Raw genomic sequence first — 16,414 nt, 5'->3', positions numbered from 1 at the left:
TGTTCGCGTACATGGATCTTCTGGTAGTCGGTTCGGGCTTCTTCGGTCTCACGATCGCGGAGCGGGCGGCTGCGGCCGGGCGTCGCGTGACGGTGATCGATCGCCGCCATCACATCGGGGGCAACGCCTACTCCGAGGATGAGCCCGAGACGGGCATCGAGGTGCACCGGTACGGCGCGCACCTGTTCCACACGTCGAACCCGACGGTGTGGGAGTACGTCAACCGCTTCACCGACTTCACCTCGTACGTCCACCGCGTCTACACGACGCACAAGGGCGTCGTCTTCCCGCTCCCGATCAACCTCGGCACCATCAACCAGTTCTTCCAGGCGGCGTACACCCCCGACCAGGCGAAGGCGTTGGTGCACGAGCTGGCGGGAGAGTTCGATGCGAAGGATGCCGCGAACCTCGAGGAGAAGGGGATCGCCCTGATCGGCCGGCCCCTGTACGAGGCGTTCATCCGCGACTACACCGCGAAGCAGTGGCAGACCGACCCGAAGGATCTCCCCGCCGAGGTCATCTCGCGCCTGCCCGTCCGCTACACGTACGACAACCGCTACTTCAACGACACGTGGGAGGGGCTGCCCGTCGACGGGTACACCGCGTGGCTCGAGCGGATGGCCGATCACCCGAACATCGAGGTGAAGCTGTCGACCGATTACTTCGACGCCTCGCAGCCGCTGAACAAGAAGGCCACCGTCGGCCAGGTGCCCGTCGTCTACACCGGGCCGGTGGACCGGTACTTCGACTACGCCGAGGGCGAGTTGTCGTGGCGCACGCTCGACTTCGAGCAGGAAGTGCTGCCGATCGGCGACTTCCAGGGCACCAGCGTGATGAACTACGCCGACGCCGACGTGCCGTACACGCGCATCCACGAATTCAAGCACTTCCACCCCGAGCGCGCCGACCGCTACCCGACGGACAAGACCGTGGTCGTGCGGGAGTACTCGCGCTTCGCCACGCGGGCGGACGAGCCGTACTACCCGGTGAACACCGCCGACGACCGCACCGGCCTGCTCGCCTACCGCGAGCTCGCGAAGGGCGAGCGGGACGTGCACTTCGGCGGCCGCCTCGGCACGTACCAGTACCTCGACATGCACATGGCGATCGGTTCCGCTCTGTCGATGTGGAACAACCAGCTCGCGTGAGGTCCCCGTGCGTGTGACCCAGGCCTCCGCGGGCCGTCCTGCCCTCGCCGGACGGGCGGACGAGGGGCGCTGGGCATATCGCTCCGACATCGACGGCCTGCGCGCCGTGGCCATTCTGCTGGTCGTCACGTATCACGTGTGGATCGGTCGGGTCTCCGGCGGTGTCGACGTCTTCCTCATGCTGTCGGCGTTCTTCCTCACCCGGGGATTCGTCCGCCGCATGGACGGACCGTCACCGGTGCGCCCTGTCCTGCACCTCATCGGCATCTTCCGCCGCCTCCTCCCCGCGGCGGCCGTGACCCTGGTGGGGGTTCTCGCCCTCGCGTGGACGTTCTTCCCGCCCTCCACCTGGCGTGCGACGTGGGAGCAGACCTGGGCCTCTCTGCTGTACGTGCAGAACTGGGTGCTGGCCGCGGACTCCGTCAACTACTACGCGCGCGTCGAGACCCCGAGTCCCCTCCAGCACTTCTGGTCGATGTCCGTGCAGGGGCAGGCCTTCGTGCTGTGGGTCGTGCTGCTGGCGATCTGCCAGGCCGTCGTCCGACGATTCCGCCTGTCACCCGACCGGGTCGTCGGCGGGGTTTTCGGGGCCGTGTTCGTCCTGTCGCTGTGGTACTCGATCGTGCGAACGGACGCGGCGCAGCAGAGCGCGTACTTCGACACGGGGGCGCGGCTCTGGGAGTTCGCCGCCGGTTCGCTCCTGGTCATCGCCCTGCCGCACCTCCGACTTCGTCCGCGCCTTCGTGCCGTGCTCGGATGGGCGGGGCTCGCCGGCCTGCTCGTCGTCGGCCTCGTCCTGGACGTGCAGGGAGGGTTCCCCGGCTATCTCGCGCTCTGGCCGGTGCTGTGCGCGGCCGCCGTGGTCGTCTCGGGCAGCGGCGAGGAGGCTCGCGGACCCGCCCGGTTCTTGGCATCCCGACCCCTCCAGCTGCTCGGTCGCGACGCCTACGCGCTCTATCTGGTGCACTGGCCGCTGCTGATCACCTTCCTCGTGCTGACCGGCAGCGACAGCGCCGGCTTCGTCGGCGGAACGCTCATCATCGTGCTGTCCCTCGCGCTCGCCCGTGCCCTCACGGCCGTCGTGGACACGCCCGTGCGCGCGTGGCGCAAGGGCGACCCCTCGCGATCGGTCCCGGTCGCCGTCCTCGTCGCGGCGACCGCGGTGGTCGTGCTCCCGCTCAGCGCGTGGCAGGTCTCGAACGAGGTGGAGGCCCGCAGCATCGCGGCTCGCGCCGCCGTGACGAACCCGGGGGCCGCGGTCCTGCGCGACCCCACGCTTCCCGAGCCGCCCGCCGACGCCGCTCTCCTCCCGCTGCCCACCGCGCTCGAGGAGGAGTGGATGCAACTCGACCGGCCCTGCTCGGGCGATCGCGTGCCCGAGAACGGCATCCTGAACGTGTCGTGCTGGGAGACCCCGCACACCGCGCGGGCCGCGCACACGATCGTCGTGGTCGGCGACTCCCACTCGCAGCAGATGACCGCCGCCCTCCTGCCCGTCGCAGAGGAGAACGGGTGGGGAGTGGTCATGCTCGCCAAGGGCGGGTGCTCCATGGGACTGGACGAGCCCGGGATGGACGACCAGTGCGACGAGTGGCGTGAGGCCGCGATCGAGCACGTGGAGCGGATCCGACCGGATGCCGTCCTCACCGTCGTGACCCGTTCGGACTGGGGCGAACTCGACGAGGCCGTGCGCCCCGGTATCGACCGCTTCCTCGATCGCATGGGCGACGCGGGGATCGAGGTCCTCGGCGTGCGGGACAACCCGCGTTTCCCCTTCGACATGTACAGCTGCGTGGCGGAGTCCTCCGACCCCGTGGACTGCGCCGTCCCGCGCGCGGGTTCCCTCGCCGACGACAATCCCGCGGCGGTCCTGGACCGCGCGGGCGTGCAGCTCGTCGATCTGACGCCGTGGATCTGCCCCGACGACGTCTGCGTCGGCGTGGTCGGCAACGTGGCGCTCTACCGCGACGACAACCATCTCTCGCGCACCTACGCCACGACCCTCGCCCCCTCGTTGGCCGAGCAGTTGCCGCCCAGCCTCGGATGACGCTCGCACGTAGGATTCTCTGGTGACCCCCGCCGCCGTCGGCGCCCCCGGCTCGGTGCGGCGCTCCCTCCACTCGCTGTGGCTGCTGTCGTCGCGCGACCTGCGCGTGCGCTACTCCACGAGCGCGCTGGGGTACCTGTGGTCGGTGCTCGACCCGCTCGTGATGAGCGGCATCTATTGGTTCGTCTTCACCCAGGTCTTCCACCGTTCCGTGGGGGAGGACCCGTACATCGTCTTCCTCATCACGGCCCTCCTGCCGTGGGTGTGGTTCAACTCCGCGGTGACCGACTTCACGAAGGCGTTCAAGAAAGACGCCCGGCTCGTCCGTTCGACGTCGATCCCGCGGTGGATCTGGGTCAACCGCATCGTGGTCAGCAAGGGCGTCGAGTTCCTCTTCTCGATCCCCGTGCTCGTGCTGTTCGCCGTCTTCGGGGGTGCGCAGGTGTCGTGGGCCCTCCTGGCGTTCCCTCTCGCGGTCCTCCTGCAGACGATCCTGCTCGTGGGGCTCGGCCTCGTCGTGGCGCCCCTGTGCGTGATGTTCGGCGATCTCGAGCGCACCACGCGGCTGGTGCTGCGGGCCCTGTTCTACGCGTCGCCGATCATCTACGGCGTCGGCAACCTCCCCGGCGTCTTCGCCGACATCGCGGCGTTCAACCCGCTGGCCGGGATCTTCACGCTGTACCGCGTCGGATTCTTCCCCGACCAGTGGGACACCCTGACCGTGGTCGTGGGCGCGGCGGTGAGTCTCGGCATCCTGGGACTCGGTCTTCTCGTGTTCCCGCGTCTCGAGCGTCCCGTGCTGAAGGAGCTGTGATGACCGCCCCCGCGATCGAGGCGCACGGGCTCGGCGTGCGGTTCCGCCGGAACCGCCGCGGGAGCCGCACCCTGAAGGACCTCTTCGGCGGGGCGTCCCGTCGGTCGCGGCCCGACGAGTTCTGGGCGCTGCGCGACGTCTCGTTCCGTGTGCAGCCGGGGGAGTCGATCGGCGTCGTCGGCCGCAACGGGCAAGGGAAGTCGACGCTGCTCAAGCTCGTCGCGGGGGTCCTGCTTCCGGACGAGGGCGATGTCGTCGTCGAGGGCGGGGTCGCCCCGCTCATCGAGATCACCGGCGGTTTCGTGGGCGACCTGACGGTGCGCGAGAACGTCCGCCTCACCGCCGGATTGCACGGGATGCCGCGCGCCGAGGTCGCGCGTCGGTTCGACGACATGATCGCCTTCGCCGAGATCGGCGACTTCGTCGACACCCCGTACAAGCACCTGTCGAACGGCATGAAGGTGCGGCTGGCGTTCTCGGTGGTGTCGCAGCTCGATGAGCCGATCCTCCTCGTCGACGAGGTGCTCGCCGTCGGGGACCGTTCGTTCCGGGAGAAGTGCTATCGCCGCATCGACGAACTGCTCGCCGAGGGACGCACGCTCTTCTTCGTCAGCCACAACGAGAAGGATCTGCGCCGCTTCTGCACGCGCGGGCTCTACCTCGACGGCGGGCGGCTCGCGATGGACGCTCCGATCGCCGAGGTGCTCGACCGCTACAACGAGGACTACGCGACGCGCTGACCTCGTCGGACGGATGCCGACGGCCTCCGCGCCGTCACGTCACGGGCGCGCGCTCCAGCGGCGGCATCGGCGTCCACGACGCGTCGCGCAGGATGCGGCGACCGTCACGCAGACCGCGGAAGAGGTGGCTCGTTCCGCGGAGCTTGCGCTCGACGACGACCAGGCGGATGAGCTCCTTGACGAAGGTCAGCGCCGTTCCCGCCGTGAAGGGCAGCGGGCGGTAGACACCGAGCTCGCGGTAGTACTTCTGCAGGTAGGCGCGGTTGCGCATGATGTAGTACCGGTACGCGTCGCTCGAGGCGTTCATGTGCCGGATGCCCATGTCCCACTGCTTGATCTCGCGCGTGCGACGCAGCACGAACTCGTTCACGATGACCGAGGGCGTCTGGCGGGAGGCGAGCCACCCGTAGAGCTGGTCGTCCCAGTAGATGAAGAACCGGGGGTCGGGCAGCCCGATCTTCGCCACGATGTCGCGGTGGATGAACATGCCCTCGAAGCAGCCGGAGTTCATCGGCTTGAAGCCCGAGTCGTCGAAGCCAGCGGGGGCGAAGGGGATCGGGATCGCCATCGACTCGGCGACGCGGTACTGCCAGTAGAACTCGCTGCCGTCGTAGTCGTAGCGTCGGCCCTGGATGCTGCGGAAGCGCGGCGTCCAGTGCCCCATGCGGGCGAGGCCGTCCGAGACCACCTCGACGTCGTCGTCCATCAGCCAGATCCACTCGGATCCGAGCTCGTAAGCGACGCGCATGCCCTCGCTGAACCCGCCCGAACCGCCCGTGTTCGTCTCGAGACGGCGGTAGACGAGCTCGGTGGGAAGGCGATCGCGGAACGCCTCGACGACCTCGGTGGTGTCGTCGGTCGAGGCGTTGTCGATGACGACGAGGTGCCCCGGAGCCGGGTCCATCCGCTCGATGCTCTCGAGCAGGCGCGTGAGCAGGTGCGTGCGGTTGTAGGTGACGACGACGATGGTCGCGGTGGCCGGATCGAACGCGGTCACGACTGCTCCTCGAAGGTGGCGCGCCACTGGGCCTCGGAGACGAGGTCGGGCAGAGCGCGGCGGTACTGGTCGGACAAGCGGGGCCACTCGCGCTGCAGACGGCGGTGCAGGCGCAGACTCTCGCGCAGCATGCGGCGGTACTGCGCGCGATCGCGCGTGTAGATGTTCTGTCCCGAGCCGTCGGCGGCGCTGACGAGGGCGCTGTCGAAGGAGGGCACGCGCCACCAGTGGGCGTCGGCCTTGCCGAACTCGACCTCGGGCTGCGCGACGTTCTCGGGTCGCGGGGTGTGGAACCAGTGCGACAGCAGGGTGCGCAGGGTGAACACGCGCAGGCGCATGCCGCTGGGGCTGTCGAACTCGTGCCGCTTCAGGCGCCGGAACACCTGACGCCCGCGGCGGGAGCGCAGCGGCACCCCCGAGTCCTTGTGCACGATCGTCTCGGGATGCTTCTTCGCGATCGCGCGCGCCTCGGGCATCGCGGTCGCGAGGGTCCGCCGCATGTGCGCGGGACCCGAGAGCACGTCCCGGAGGGCACGGTGGCGGAGCTCGACCGGGTAGTACTGCATCATCATGAGGTGCTTCAGGTCGAGACGCCGACTGTGCCGGATGAGCGTGCCGCCCTGCGGTGAGCGCGAGTGCAGGAGCGCGGAGACGATCCGGTTGCGGGCGTGGAAATAGGCCTGCCAGTCGATCGAGTCGTCCTTGCCGACCCACGACACGTGCCACAGCGCGACACCGGGCATGGAGACGGTGGGGTAGCCGGCATCCCGAGCCCGAAGGCAGAACTCCGCGTCGTCCCACTTGATGAACGCGGGGAGCGACAGACCGATCTCGCGCAGGATACTCGTGGGGATGAGGCACATCCACCAGCCGTTGTAGTCGGCGTCGAGTCGCATGTGCAGCGTGGGGGTCTGGCGCAGGTTCGCGACGCTGAAGTCGTGGGGGAGGCGCTCCTGGTAGAGCGCCCGCCACATGAAGGGGGCGTCGTCGACGACCTCGGCCCACGCGTGCAGCTTCGGGCGGTCGAGCAGGTCGAACATGTGCGCGCCGACGATCGTGGGAACCGAGGCGTAGCGACCGAAGACGACGGACCGGCGGATCGATTCGGGTTCGATGCGGACATCGTCGTCCAGCAGCTGGACGAAGTCGCTCTCGGGGCGCTGCAGGGTCTCGGTCATGGCGCGGGCGAAACCGCCCGACCCCCCGAGGTTCGGCTGGCGGATGACCTGGAGGGTCTCGCCGAGGCGCGACGCGACCTCGGGGTACGCCGTCTGGTCGGAGACGAGATCGGTGCCCTGGTCGATGAGGAAGACCCGGTCCACGACGTCGAGCACGTCGGGCGCGTCGGCGAGCGCCTGGAGCGTGTTCACGCAGTAGTCGGGCTTGTTGTACGTGGTGATGCCGATACTGGCCTTGCCCGGGCGGACGGGTTCTTCCTCGGTCGTCCAGGCGGCGCCCTCGAACATCGCGTCCGAACGGTCGGCGGCGACGTCGAACCAGATCCACCCGCCGTCGCTGTACTGATCCAGAACGAGGTCGAACGAGGTCTCGGCGGACTCCCCGCGCACCTCGCGCGTCTCGATGCGCTGCTTGGTGCCGGCGCCGTTCGACCGGTAGACGAGGATCGTCGCGTCTCCCGAGGTGCGCACCGTGAGGCGCACGTGCCGGACGGCCGTCCAGTGCTGCCAGTACGACGCGGGGAACGCGTTGAAGTAGGTGCCGAACGACACGCGGCGGCCGGCGACGATGCGCGCGCGGTGGCGATCCAGCACGTTGCTCAGCTGCGCCACGTTGGTCACGCGGACCGGCTCTTCGTCGATCGTCGACCACGTCTCGGGGTCGACGTAGAGCGGGAGAAGGTCGGGATCGCGGTCGAGCGGGAGCACGGCGTTCTGCAGGGTGTACGTCACGAAGGGTCTTTCGTCGAAGGCGCAGGCCGTCGGGCGGCCAGCCCGGAGTCTACCCGGCAGCGGTGGGCGGGCCCTGAACGCCCGAACCGGTGTCGGGCGCCGGTGCCGGCGGCATCCGGAGCCCGAGGCTTTCCCGCCAGGAGCGGGACTGCCCCGCGCGAACCGCGCACACGACGAGCAGCAGCAGACCCGCGCCGGAGAGGGTGAAGCTCTCGAACAGCGAGAAGGTGAGGAGGGCGACGAGGGTCAGGGGTGCCCACGCGTGCACGACCGAGCGGCGCTCGCTCGCGACGAGCCAGCCGCGCGCGAGGGCCAACGCGCCGAGGGTGAGGAAGAGGATGAGCCCGGCCCACCCGACCTGCAGGAGGACGTCGAGGTAGGCGTCCAGCGCCGAGGTGTGCTCCTCGCCGAGGGTGAAGTTGAGCGTGGCGAAGGGGAACGACTCGGGCGACCACGGGCCGTACCACCCGAAGCCCTCGACCGGCCGGTAGGCCACGTAGGTCAGGAGCTGCGACCACAGGTCGGTGCGAAGAGAGAAGTCGGCGCGCGCGTCGAGGAGCGCGACCAGCGCGTCCCGCGCGCCGTACCCCGTCGCGACCGTCGCGATCACGACGACGCCGAGGATCAGCTGCGCCAGAGGGCGCCGCTGCGCGGGGATCCGGCGGACGAGGGTGAGTGCGAGGGCCGCGGCCCCGGTGGCGACGGCGACCGCGATCACCGTCGGCGACCCGCTCAGGGCGGCGAGCGCGCCGGCGAGGACGACGGAGGCGATCGCCGCGCCTGCGCGCACGGACTGCGTCCGGTACTCGACGAGGAACGTGATCAGGGCGATGACCGTGACGAAGCCGAGCACGTTGCGCGTGCCGAACAGCCCCTGCACCGGACCGAGCGCGGCGATGTCGCCCTGGATGCCCAGGAACGGGATCGGGACGTCGAGCAGGATGCCGCTGAGGATCTCGAGCGCGAGCGACGCGCCGAGCAGCCAGCGGAGCACGTCGCCCAGCGCGCGCACGGTCTGCAGGGCGTCGCGCACGTGACCGATGACGACGGCGAGGAAGGACACGGCCACCAGCTCGGCCCAGCCGCCGAGGCTCGCCGCGGGATCGGCGCTCCAGAGCACGCTCGCTCCGGCCCACGCGACGAACAGCACGAGGGTGGTGGGGGCGAGGCGCACGAGCTCGATCTCGCGTCGGCGCGCGCCGAGCACGCCCACGCCGAGCAGGCAGAGCCCGAGGACGATGGTGGCGAGGGTCACGTCGCCGGCGACGCCGCGGATGGCGGAGGACCCGAACACCGTCGCGAAGACGAGGAGGGTGAAGGCCCGCGCGAAGCCCGCCGAGGCGAGCAGCGCGGAGGTCACGATCCGGCGCTCTGCGGTTCGCCGCGCTCGATCGCGATGCTCTGCTCGGCGGGGCCGACCCCGACGAGCGGGGCCTGCTTGATCTTCGCGCCGAACAGGACGACGAACATCCAGCCCCACAGCAGCAGCGGACCCGACTCGGTGAGTCCCTGGACCACGAGCAGCGCGCCGATGAGGGTGGGCAGGAGAGTCAGCGGCGAGTACGGGCGATCGGCGCGGAGATCCCAGCGCGGCCGGTCGACCGCGAAGAACCAGGAGCGCCAGAGGTAGGCGAGGTACACCAGGACGAACAGCAGGACTCCGACGCCACCGAGCTGGAAGAAGACGTCGATCCACACGCTGTGCGCCTGGACGACGGTCTGGCCGTGGTCGACGATCCACCCGTCGATGAGCGGCTCCGAGGCGATCCACGGTGTCGAGAAGCCCCAACCGGTGAACGGGCGCTCCGCCGCACGGGCGAGCACGTCCGCCCAGATCCCCTCGCGTCCGGTGAGGTCGGCGCCTCGACCGAGCAGGCCGAAGATCGCGTCGCGCCCGAACCACAGCGCGGCCGCGCCCCCCAGGCCGATGACGGCGTACAGCGCGTACCACCGTGTCCGCTCGCCGGGACGGCTCGCGGTGCGCATCACCAGGACCGTCCCCAGCACGAGGGCGACGAACGCCGCGGAGATCACGGCGGTGGCCGACCCCGCGCGGACGAACAGGAACGCCGCGACCGCGATCCACCCGAGCAACCAGAGGCGTCGGGGGGCGCCGGCGGCGAACCGGATCGCGAACACGATGATGGCCACGAGCATGACGGATGCCAGGAGGTTGGCGTTTCCGAAGACGCCCTGGATGCGTCCCCCGTCGAAGAGGTTGTCGCGCGACCAGTACACGATCGGATCCATGCGCGAGGTCGGGAGCACGAAGCCGGGCAGGATCGGCCCGCGGACGAATACCGACACCGCGAGCTCGAACAGCAGCGAGAGGCCGACGATCCACTTCGCCGCCGACGCCACGGCGCGCACGACGTCGCGCCACGTGAGGACCGCCCCGACGAACAACCCCTGGAACGTCGTGATGCCCAGGAGGAGAAGCGTGAGGACGGATGCCGCCGGCCAGGCGCTCCACAGAAGGGAGAGGAACGCCCACCCCACGTAGCCGAAGGCGAGCCACGGCAGACGACGCCAGGCCACGGGCGGGCGCACCACGGCCCAGACGACCCCCGAGACCACCGCCGTCGCGACGACGATCACGGTGCTGACCGTCGGACCGACCGCGTTGACGAGGCCGACGCCGCCCAGGGCGAGCGCGATCACGAACACGCACCACGCGCGCAGGAGCAGGTGCCCGGTGGTCTCGCGCACGGGAGCCGAGGGCGGCGCCGAGACCGGGTGGTTCGTGTACATGGCCATGGTGGAATCAGGCTACCGTCCGGGTCCGGAGGGCGACGGGCCGGAACGCTAGGCTTTCGCCCGTGCTGGTTGCCCTCTCGAACACGCCCCGGGATTACGCCTGGGGAAGCCCGACCCTTCTCGCCGAGCTCGAGGGGCGCGTTCCCACGGGCGCCCCCGAGGCCGAGGTGTGGTTCGGCGATCACCCCGGTTCCCCCGCGCGGGTCCTCGACGGGTCGGAGCGCACGCTCGACGAGTGGCTCCCCGGGGTGGACGGTGCGCCCGCGCGCCTGCCGTACCTCCTGAAGCTGCTCGCGGCCGGCTCCCCGCTGTCGATCCAGGTGCACCCCTCGAAGGAGCAGGCGGCCCGGGGGTTCGCGGACGAGGAGGCCGAAGGCGTCCCTCGCGACGCGGGCTCGCGAAACTACAAGGACGACAACCACAAGCCCGAGGTGATCGTCGCCCTCAGCGAGACCTTCACCGCGCTGGCGGGGCTGCGTGACCTCGACCAGACGCGGCGGCTCGTCGCCGGCCTGGGGGAGGCCGCGGGCGTGACCGCGCTGCGCGAACGACTCGCCGCCGCCGAGCCGGCTTCGGCCCTGCGCGACGCGATCGGCTGGGCGCTGGCGGAGGCGACGACGGCGGAGATCGAGCAGATCGTCGAGGGTGCGGCATCCGTGTCCTCCCCGGATTTCGCCGCGGAGGCGGCCCTCGTCCGTCACCTGCGCGAGGAGTACCCGGGCGACCCGGGCATCGTGGTGGCTCTGCTGATGAACCTCGTCGAGCTGCGCCGCGGCGAGGCGATCTTCGTGCCCGCCGGGGTGCTGCACGCGTACGTGGCGGGGCTCGGCGTCGAGATCATGGCCGCCAGCGACAACGTGCTGCGCGGCGGTCTGACGCCCAAGCACATCGACGTTCCCGAGCTGCTGGGCCTGGTCGACTTCCGCCCGGCCGCGCCGCCTCTGCTCGCCCCGCGGGCGGACGGGGACGGGGTCGAGCTGTTCGCGCCGGGCATCGCGGACTTCGCCCTCGCGCACGTCGCGACCTCGACGGAGCCGGCGCACGTCGACCTGCGCGGTGTCTCGATCGCCGTGGGCGTCGCGGGCGAAGCCACCGTGACGGGCGCGTCGGGGACCAGCCTGCGGCTCGCTCCCGGGCAGGCGGCGCTCGCCACCGCCGACGAAGGCCCTCTCACCGTGAGCGGCGGCGAGGTCTTCGTGGCCATGCCGGGGGAGTGACCCGCGACACGCCGACGGCCCGGGTGAAGGTTCACCCGTGCCTTGAGGGTTTACGATCCGCGACTTGACCAATCCGAATGACACGGGTGTAATTACTCGTACGCGAAAACGCGTGCGGGGGCTCGAGTGAGGCGGAGGACGACATGACGTCGCAGTACCGGTCCGGTGTTCCGGACAACTGGTTCGTCGATCCGGTCGACCTCGGTGTTCCCGGTGTCCGTCGTGACATCGACGCTGTCGAAGAGAACACGCTCGCGTGGCAGACCGACGCGCTCTGCGCGCAGACCGACCCCGAGGCGTTCTTCCCCGAAAAGGGCGGATCCACGCGCGACGCGAAGCGGATCTGCACCTCGTGCGACGTCAAGTCCGAGTGCCTCGAATACGCCCTCCAGAACGACGAGCGCTTCGGCATCTGGGGCGGTCTCAGCGAGCGCGAGCGCCGCAAGCTGAAGCGTCGCGCCTGACCTCCGGATCGTCCCTGAGCGATCCTCCTCCGCACGGCGCGGCGTCCGCGAACCGCGAGGAGCGCGCTTAGGCTGACTGCGCCATGCCCGCCCGTGTTCACGCCATCCTCGTCGTCCGCCCCGAGGGACGGACTCCTGCCGCGCACCATCTGACCCGCACCCTCGCGGCGATCGCCGCGCAGAGCCGCCCCGTCGACGCTCTGACCATCGTCCTGTGCGGAGCCGACCCGGCGCTGACGCAGCTGGCCGCCTCATCCGGTGCGGAGGGCGTCATCACGGCCTCGGCCGGAACGCCCTTCGCCGCCGCGACGGCGCTGGCGACCCCCCGACTCACGGGGGACGCGGTCTGGCTGCTCGCCCAGGACACCGCCCCCGAGCCCGACGCTCTCGTCCGGCTCGCCGGAGCGCTCGAGCTCTCCCCGTCGCTCGCGGTGGCGGCGCCCAAGCTCGTCCGCTGGGACGAGCCCGAGGAGATCGTCTCCCTCGGCATCAGCCTCAACCGCTACGGTCGCACGGTCGAACTCGCGGCCGGGGAGTTCGACCAGGGGCAGCACGACGGCGATGCCGACGTTCTCGGCGCGGACGTGCGAGGCCTGCTGATCCGTCGTGAGTCCTGGACCGCGCTCGGCGGTCTCGATCCCGCCCTCGGCGGTGCGGACGAGGGCGTGGACCTCGGGGTGCGCGCGCGTCTGGCCGGCGACCGGGTGTCGCTGGTCCCCGCCGCCCGTGTCGCGGTCGCCGGCGACGGTGTCGCGGCGATGGCTCGCGGCCGCCGTCGCGCGCGGCGCCGCGCCTTCGCCGAGCGCACCGCGCAGTTGCACCGGCGCCTCGCGTACGCCCCGGCGGCAGCCGTCCCGCTGCACTGGCTGTCGCTGCTCCCGCTGGCGCTGTGGCGCACGATCGTCCACCTCGTCGGCAAGGTGCCGTACCGCGTCCTTCCCGAATGGGGCGCGACGATCCTCGTCATGGCCCGTGTCGCCGCTGTCGCGCGCGCGCGACGCCGGATCCGTGCCGTGCGCGCCGTCGGGTGGTCGCGCATCGCGCCGCTGCGCGTCTCGCGTGCCGAGATGCGGCTGCGGTGGGAGGGAGACGGCGCCGTCGTGGACGCGCCCGTCCGCTCCGAGCTGCAGTTCTTCGTCGGCGGAGGGGCGTGGGCCGTGCTCGGCGCGCTCGCCGTGTCGGCGGCGCTGTTCTTCCCGCTGCTGGCCTGGCCAGTGCTGGGTGGCGGCGCCCTCGCGCCGCTGCGCGCGACGGTCGCCCAGCTGTGGCAGGACGCGGCGTGGGGCGCGCGTCCCCTGGGACTGGATGCCATCGGCCCCGCCGATCCGTTCTCGGCGATCATCGCCTTCATCGGCACCCTGTCGCCCGGGGACCCGTCGCGCGCCCTCGTCGTGCTCTGGGTGCTCGCCCTCCCGCTCGCCGTCCTGGGCGGGTGGTTCGCCGCGACCCGGGTGACCGAGTCGCCGCTGCTGCGCATCGTCGCGGCCGTCGCCTGGGCGCTCGCGCCGACCTTCCTCGCCGCTCTCGTCGAGGGCCGACCCGCCGCCCTCCTCGCCCACCTTCTGCTGCCGTGGCTCTTCTACGCCGCGAGCGTCGCGCACCGGGCCTGGGCGCCGGCGGGGGCGGCATCCGTTCTCCTCGTGCTCGTGCTCGCCTGCGCTCCCTCTCTCGCCCCGGCGGCCGTCGTGCTGTGGTCGGCGGCGCTCGTCGTGGTCGCCCTCGTGGCCGGACGCGGAGTGGCCCGCGTGGTGTGGCTCGTCGTGCCGTCGATCGTCGTCTTCGCGCCGCTCGTGTGGACCCAGGTGCGCACCGGGAACCCGTGGGGCCTGCTCGCCGACCCCGGGGTGCCGTACGCCGGCGACGAGGTGACGGCCGACCCGCTCGGCCGAGCGCTCCTCGCCGCGGGATTCCCGAGCTCCGACCCCGGCGGGTGGGCGTCGGTGCTGAACGGACCCGTGTGGTGGGTGGGTCTGCTGATCGCCCCCCTGGCCGTCCTGGCGCTGCTCGCGGTCCTCACGCCGCGGTGGGTGACGGCATCCGCTCTGCTGATCATCGCGGCCGTGGGTCTCGCGACGGCGTTCGCCGCGGTGGGGGTGTCCGTGTCCTTCGACCACGGCACGCCCGTTCCGCTGTGGCCGGGCGCGGGCCTGAGCCTCGCCTGGCTCGGTGTCGTGGGAAGCGCGATGGTGGCTCTGGATGCCGGGATCGGGGAACGGGTGCGCGTCCTCCGGCCCATCGGTGCCCTCGTGACCCTCGTGGCGCTGGTCGTCGCGGTGGGACCGGCGCTCACGGCATCCCTCGACCAGGCCCATCCGCGGTCGGTGCTCACGAACGGACCGACCTCGACCCTCCCCGCGTTCGTCGCGGCGGAGGGGCGCGGATCGACCGCGATCGGGACCATCGTGCTGGACCCCCGCGCCGACGGTCTGCGCGTCGACGTCGTCTGGGGCGGGAGCGCCACCGTGGGCGGTCAGAGCACCGTCCAGGCCACGCGGACCGAGGCGCGGCCGGCCGATCGCGACCTCGCCGCGCTCGCGGCGGATCTGACCACCCCCTCGTCGGACGACGTCGTGTCGCGCCTGGCGGAGCGGGGGATCGCGTTCGTCCTGCTCAAGTCCGCCCCGGCGGGTGAGAACGACGTCATCCGCGGTGCCCGTCTGGCCGCGGCGACCTCGCTCGACCAGCGGGACGCGCTCGACGGCGTCGGCACCACGTCCCGCGGCGACCTGTGGCGCGTGACCGCGGACGTACAGCCGCGACAGCCGCTCACCGACACCCAGGCGCACCTGCGCAACCTCGTGACGCTGGGGTCGCTGGGGGTCCTCCTCGTCGCGCTCCTGCTGGCCGTGCCCACCACCGCCTCGCGCCGCGTCGCGCGACGCACGCCCCGCATCGTGGGCCCGACCCCGGGAGGAAGCCGATGAGCAGCGACCGCCGACTCGTCCGCTGGGCGACGACCAGCGCCCGCGTGGTCGCCGGGTCCGTCGTCGCCGCGGCCGTCGTCGTGGGGACGGTGGCGGGCATCGCGGCGCCGTGGCCGACCCTCACCGCCACCCCGGTCCGCATCGAGGCGACGCCCGCGGCCTCCGACACCGTGCTGGCCTGCGACGGGCCGCTGCTCGCACTCGGTCGCAGTGCCGAGCAGGCGGGAGCGCTCAGCGCGGCCGCGCCGCAGGCGATCGTGAGCGGACCGGCCGACAGCGCCGCGGTCGAGAGTGCACTGACCGGATCGACCGGCGACGGATCGGGGAATGCCACGGCGCTCCGCGCGCAGCCGCGCGACGGCGTGGCGGTGCCGGTCGCCGCCGCGGGGTCGGCGACGGCCACCTCGGAAGATCTCATCGGGTTCTCGGCATCCGCGTGCCGCCCTCCGCTGGCGGAGTCGTGGCTCGTGGCCGGCGCGACGACGACCGGGGCGAACGACCTCGTCGTCCTCGGCAACCCCGGCGACGTGCCCGCGACGGTCCAGCTGTCGGTCTACGGGGCGCAGGGGGTGTCGACCCCTCCGGGCGGAAGCAACATCGTCGTGCCCGCGGGCGAGCAGCGCGTGGTGCCGCTGGCGGGGCTTCTCCTCGGCGAGGAGAGCCCGGTCGTGCGTGTCACGGCCACCGGGGCCCCCGTGCACGCGTCGCTCCAGGCGAGTCTGACCCGCCTCCTGCTGCCGGGTGGAGTGGACCAGGTCGCCCCGTCGGCGCAGGCCGACACGCACGTCGTGATACCGGGCGTCCAGGTCCTGACCTCGGGCGGGAGCGATGCGGGGACGGTCCTTCGTCTGCTCGCCCCGGGTGCCGCCGCCACCGCGACGGTGACCCTCACCCCGGTCGGCACCGCCGCTCCCGGGGAGCCGCGCCAGGTCCCCCTCGAGGCGGGGAAGCCCACCTCGCTCGACCTGTCGGGTGTCGGTCTCGGCGCGTACACGGTCGACGTCACCGCCGACCAGCCCGTGGTCGCCGGAGTCTGGTCGACGACCGGCTTCGGCCAGGGGGCGGACTTCGCCTGGTACAGCCCCGCGCCGCAGATTGCGGTTTCGAGCGCCGTCGCGGTGGCATCCGGTGCCGGTGCCGCGCTCGTCCTCAGCTCCGATCGGGGCGCGGGAGACGCCACGGTCACGCTCACGCCCGCCGACGGCGGTACGCCGCTCACCATCGCCGTGCCGGACGGGGGCGGCGTCTCGACCGCGGTCGCCGCGGGGGTGTACACGCTCGAGCCGAGCACCCCGGTGCGGGCGGCGGTCACCTACGCGTCGACCGGAGCCGTCGCCGGGTACCCGCTGTGGCCGGCCGACACCGCCGAGTCCGCGGTGACGGTGCTGCCGTAGGG

At 71.7% G+C, this 16,414-nt stretch carries 12 protein-coding genes; 8 read left to right on the top strand and 4 right to left on the bottom strand.

Annotated features, from left to right (window positions below; translation table 11 throughout):
* Window positions 1-11: 11 nt before the first annotated feature.
* From glf to MTES_RS02695, 4 genes are read left to right on the top strand one after another with little or no spacing between them, the layout of a single operon-like run.
* Window positions 12-1,148, top strand: a complete 1,137-nt coding sequence (glf, locus tag MTES_RS02710; protein WP_043360935.1) for a UDP-galactopyranose mutase — start codon at window positions 12-14, stop codon at window positions 1,146-1,148.
* 13 nt (window positions 1,149-1,161) lie between these two features.
* Window positions 1,162-3,195 (top strand): acyltransferase family protein, encoded by a 2,034-nt coding sequence (locus MTES_RS02705; RefSeq protein ID WP_158309741.1) that lies wholly within the window; start codon window positions 1,162-1,164, stop codon window positions 3,193-3,195.
* A 22-nt stretch (window positions 3,196-3,217) separates the two neighbouring features.
* Window positions 3,218-4,009, top strand: coding sequence for an ABC transporter permease (locus MTES_RS02700; RefSeq protein ID WP_013583644.1), 792 nt, complete (start codon window positions 3,218-3,220; stop codon window positions 4,007-4,009).
* Window positions 4,009-4,749: an ABC transporter ATP-binding protein gene (locus MTES_RS02695; RefSeq protein WP_013583643.1), complete on the top strand. Its 741-nt coding sequence runs from the start codon at window positions 4,009-4,011 to the stop codon at window positions 4,747-4,749. Before MTES_RS02700 ends, MTES_RS02695 begins: the two co-directional genes overlap by 1 nt.
* 34 nt (window positions 4,750-4,783) lie before the next feature.
* On the opposite strand, the gene MTES_RS02690 is transcribed toward MTES_RS02695, so the two are convergent.
* From MTES_RS02690 to MTES_RS02675, 4 genes are read right to left on the bottom strand one after another with little or no spacing between them, the layout of a single operon-like run.
* Window positions 4,784-5,746 carry a glycosyltransferase family 2 protein gene (locus tag MTES_RS02690; RefSeq protein ID WP_013583642.1) on the bottom strand — a complete coding sequence of 321 codons (963 nt, stop codon included), beginning with the start codon at window positions 5,744-5,746 and terminating at the stop codon, window positions 4,784-4,786.
* Window positions 5,743-7,656, bottom strand: a complete 1,914-nt coding sequence (locus MTES_RS02685) for a glycosyltransferase (RefSeq protein WP_013583641.1) — start codon at window positions 7,654-7,656, stop codon at window positions 5,743-5,745. Before MTES_RS02685 ends, MTES_RS02690 begins: the two co-directional genes overlap by 4 nt.
* Window positions 7,657-7,705: 49 nt before the next feature.
* Entirely contained in the window at window positions 7,706-9,016 is a 1,311-nt protein-coding gene (locus MTES_RS02680) for an O-antigen ligase family protein (RefSeq protein WP_013583640.1), read from the bottom strand.
* The gene (locus MTES_RS02675; RefSeq protein WP_013583639.1) at window positions 9,013-10,413 is read right to left on the bottom strand and encodes an O-antigen ligase family protein; all 1,401 of its coding nucleotides are present in this window, start codon (window positions 10,411-10,413) and stop codon (window positions 9,013-9,015) included. Before MTES_RS02675 ends, MTES_RS02680 begins: the two co-directional genes overlap by 4 nt.
* Window positions 10,414-10,475: 62 nt before the next feature.
* On the opposite strand from MTES_RS02675, the gene manA reads away from it, so the two are divergent.
* The 4 genes from manA to MTES_RS02655 all read left to right on the top strand — a co-directional run bounded on the left by manA (window position 10,476) and on the right by MTES_RS02655 (window position 16,412).
* Window positions 10,476-11,630, top strand: coding sequence for a mannose-6-phosphate isomerase, class I (gene manA, locus MTES_RS02670; RefSeq protein ID WP_013583638.1), 1,155 nt, complete (start codon window positions 10,476-10,478; stop codon window positions 11,628-11,630).
* A gap of 143 nt (window positions 11,631-11,773) precedes the next feature.
* Entirely contained in the window at window positions 11,774-12,094 is a 321-nt protein-coding gene (locus MTES_RS02665) for a WhiB family transcriptional regulator (protein WP_013583637.1), read from the top strand.
* Between the two features lie 83 nt (window positions 12,095-12,177).
* Window positions 12,178-15,018 carry a glycosyltransferase gene (locus MTES_RS02660; RefSeq protein ID WP_013583636.1) on the top strand — a complete coding sequence of 947 codons (2,841 nt, stop codon included), beginning with the start codon at window positions 12,178-12,180 and terminating at the stop codon, window positions 15,016-15,018.
* On the top strand, window positions 15,015-16,412 hold the full coding sequence (locus MTES_RS02655; RefSeq protein ID WP_013583635.1) for a DUF5719 family protein: 1,398 nt from the start codon (window positions 15,015-15,017) through the stop codon (window positions 16,410-16,412). Before MTES_RS02660 ends, MTES_RS02655 begins: the two co-directional genes overlap by 4 nt.
* Window positions 16,413-16,414: the final 2 nt, after the last annotated feature.

Origin of the sequence: Microbacterium testaceum StLB037 (assembly GCF_000202635.1) — a bacterium.
GTDB classification, from domain to species: domain Bacteria; phylum Actinomycetota; class Actinomycetes; order Actinomycetales; family Microbacteriaceae; genus Microbacterium; species Microbacterium testaceum_F.
Note: the sequence above shows the minus strand (reverse complement) of the source record. Positions and strands in the feature narration are given on the sequence as shown.

Bases quoted from the DNA above. Each gene is read 5' to 3' on its own strand.
- glf (WP_043360935.1), top strand. From the start codon at position 12: ATGGATCTTCTGGTAGTCGGTTCGGGCTTCTTCGGTCTCACGATCGCG.
- MTES_RS02695 (WP_013583643.1), top strand. From the start codon at position 4,009: ATGACCGCCCCCGCGATCGAGGCGCACGGGCTCGGCGTGCGGTTCCGC.
- MTES_RS02675 (WP_013583639.1), bottom strand. From the start codon at position 10,413: ATGGCCATGTACACGAACCACCCGGTCTCGGCGCCGCCCTCGGCTCCC.
- MTES_RS02665 (WP_013583637.1), top strand. From the start codon at position 11,774: ATGACGTCGCAGTACCGGTCCGGTGTTCCGGACAACTGGTTCGTCGAT.
- MTES_RS02660 (WP_013583636.1), top strand. From the start codon at position 12,178: ATGCCCGCCCGTGTTCACGCCATCCTCGTCGTCCGCCCCGAGGGACGG.
- MTES_RS02655 (WP_013583635.1), top strand. From the start codon at position 15,015: ATGAGCAGCGACCGCCGACTCGTCCGCTGGGCGACGACCAGCGCCCGC.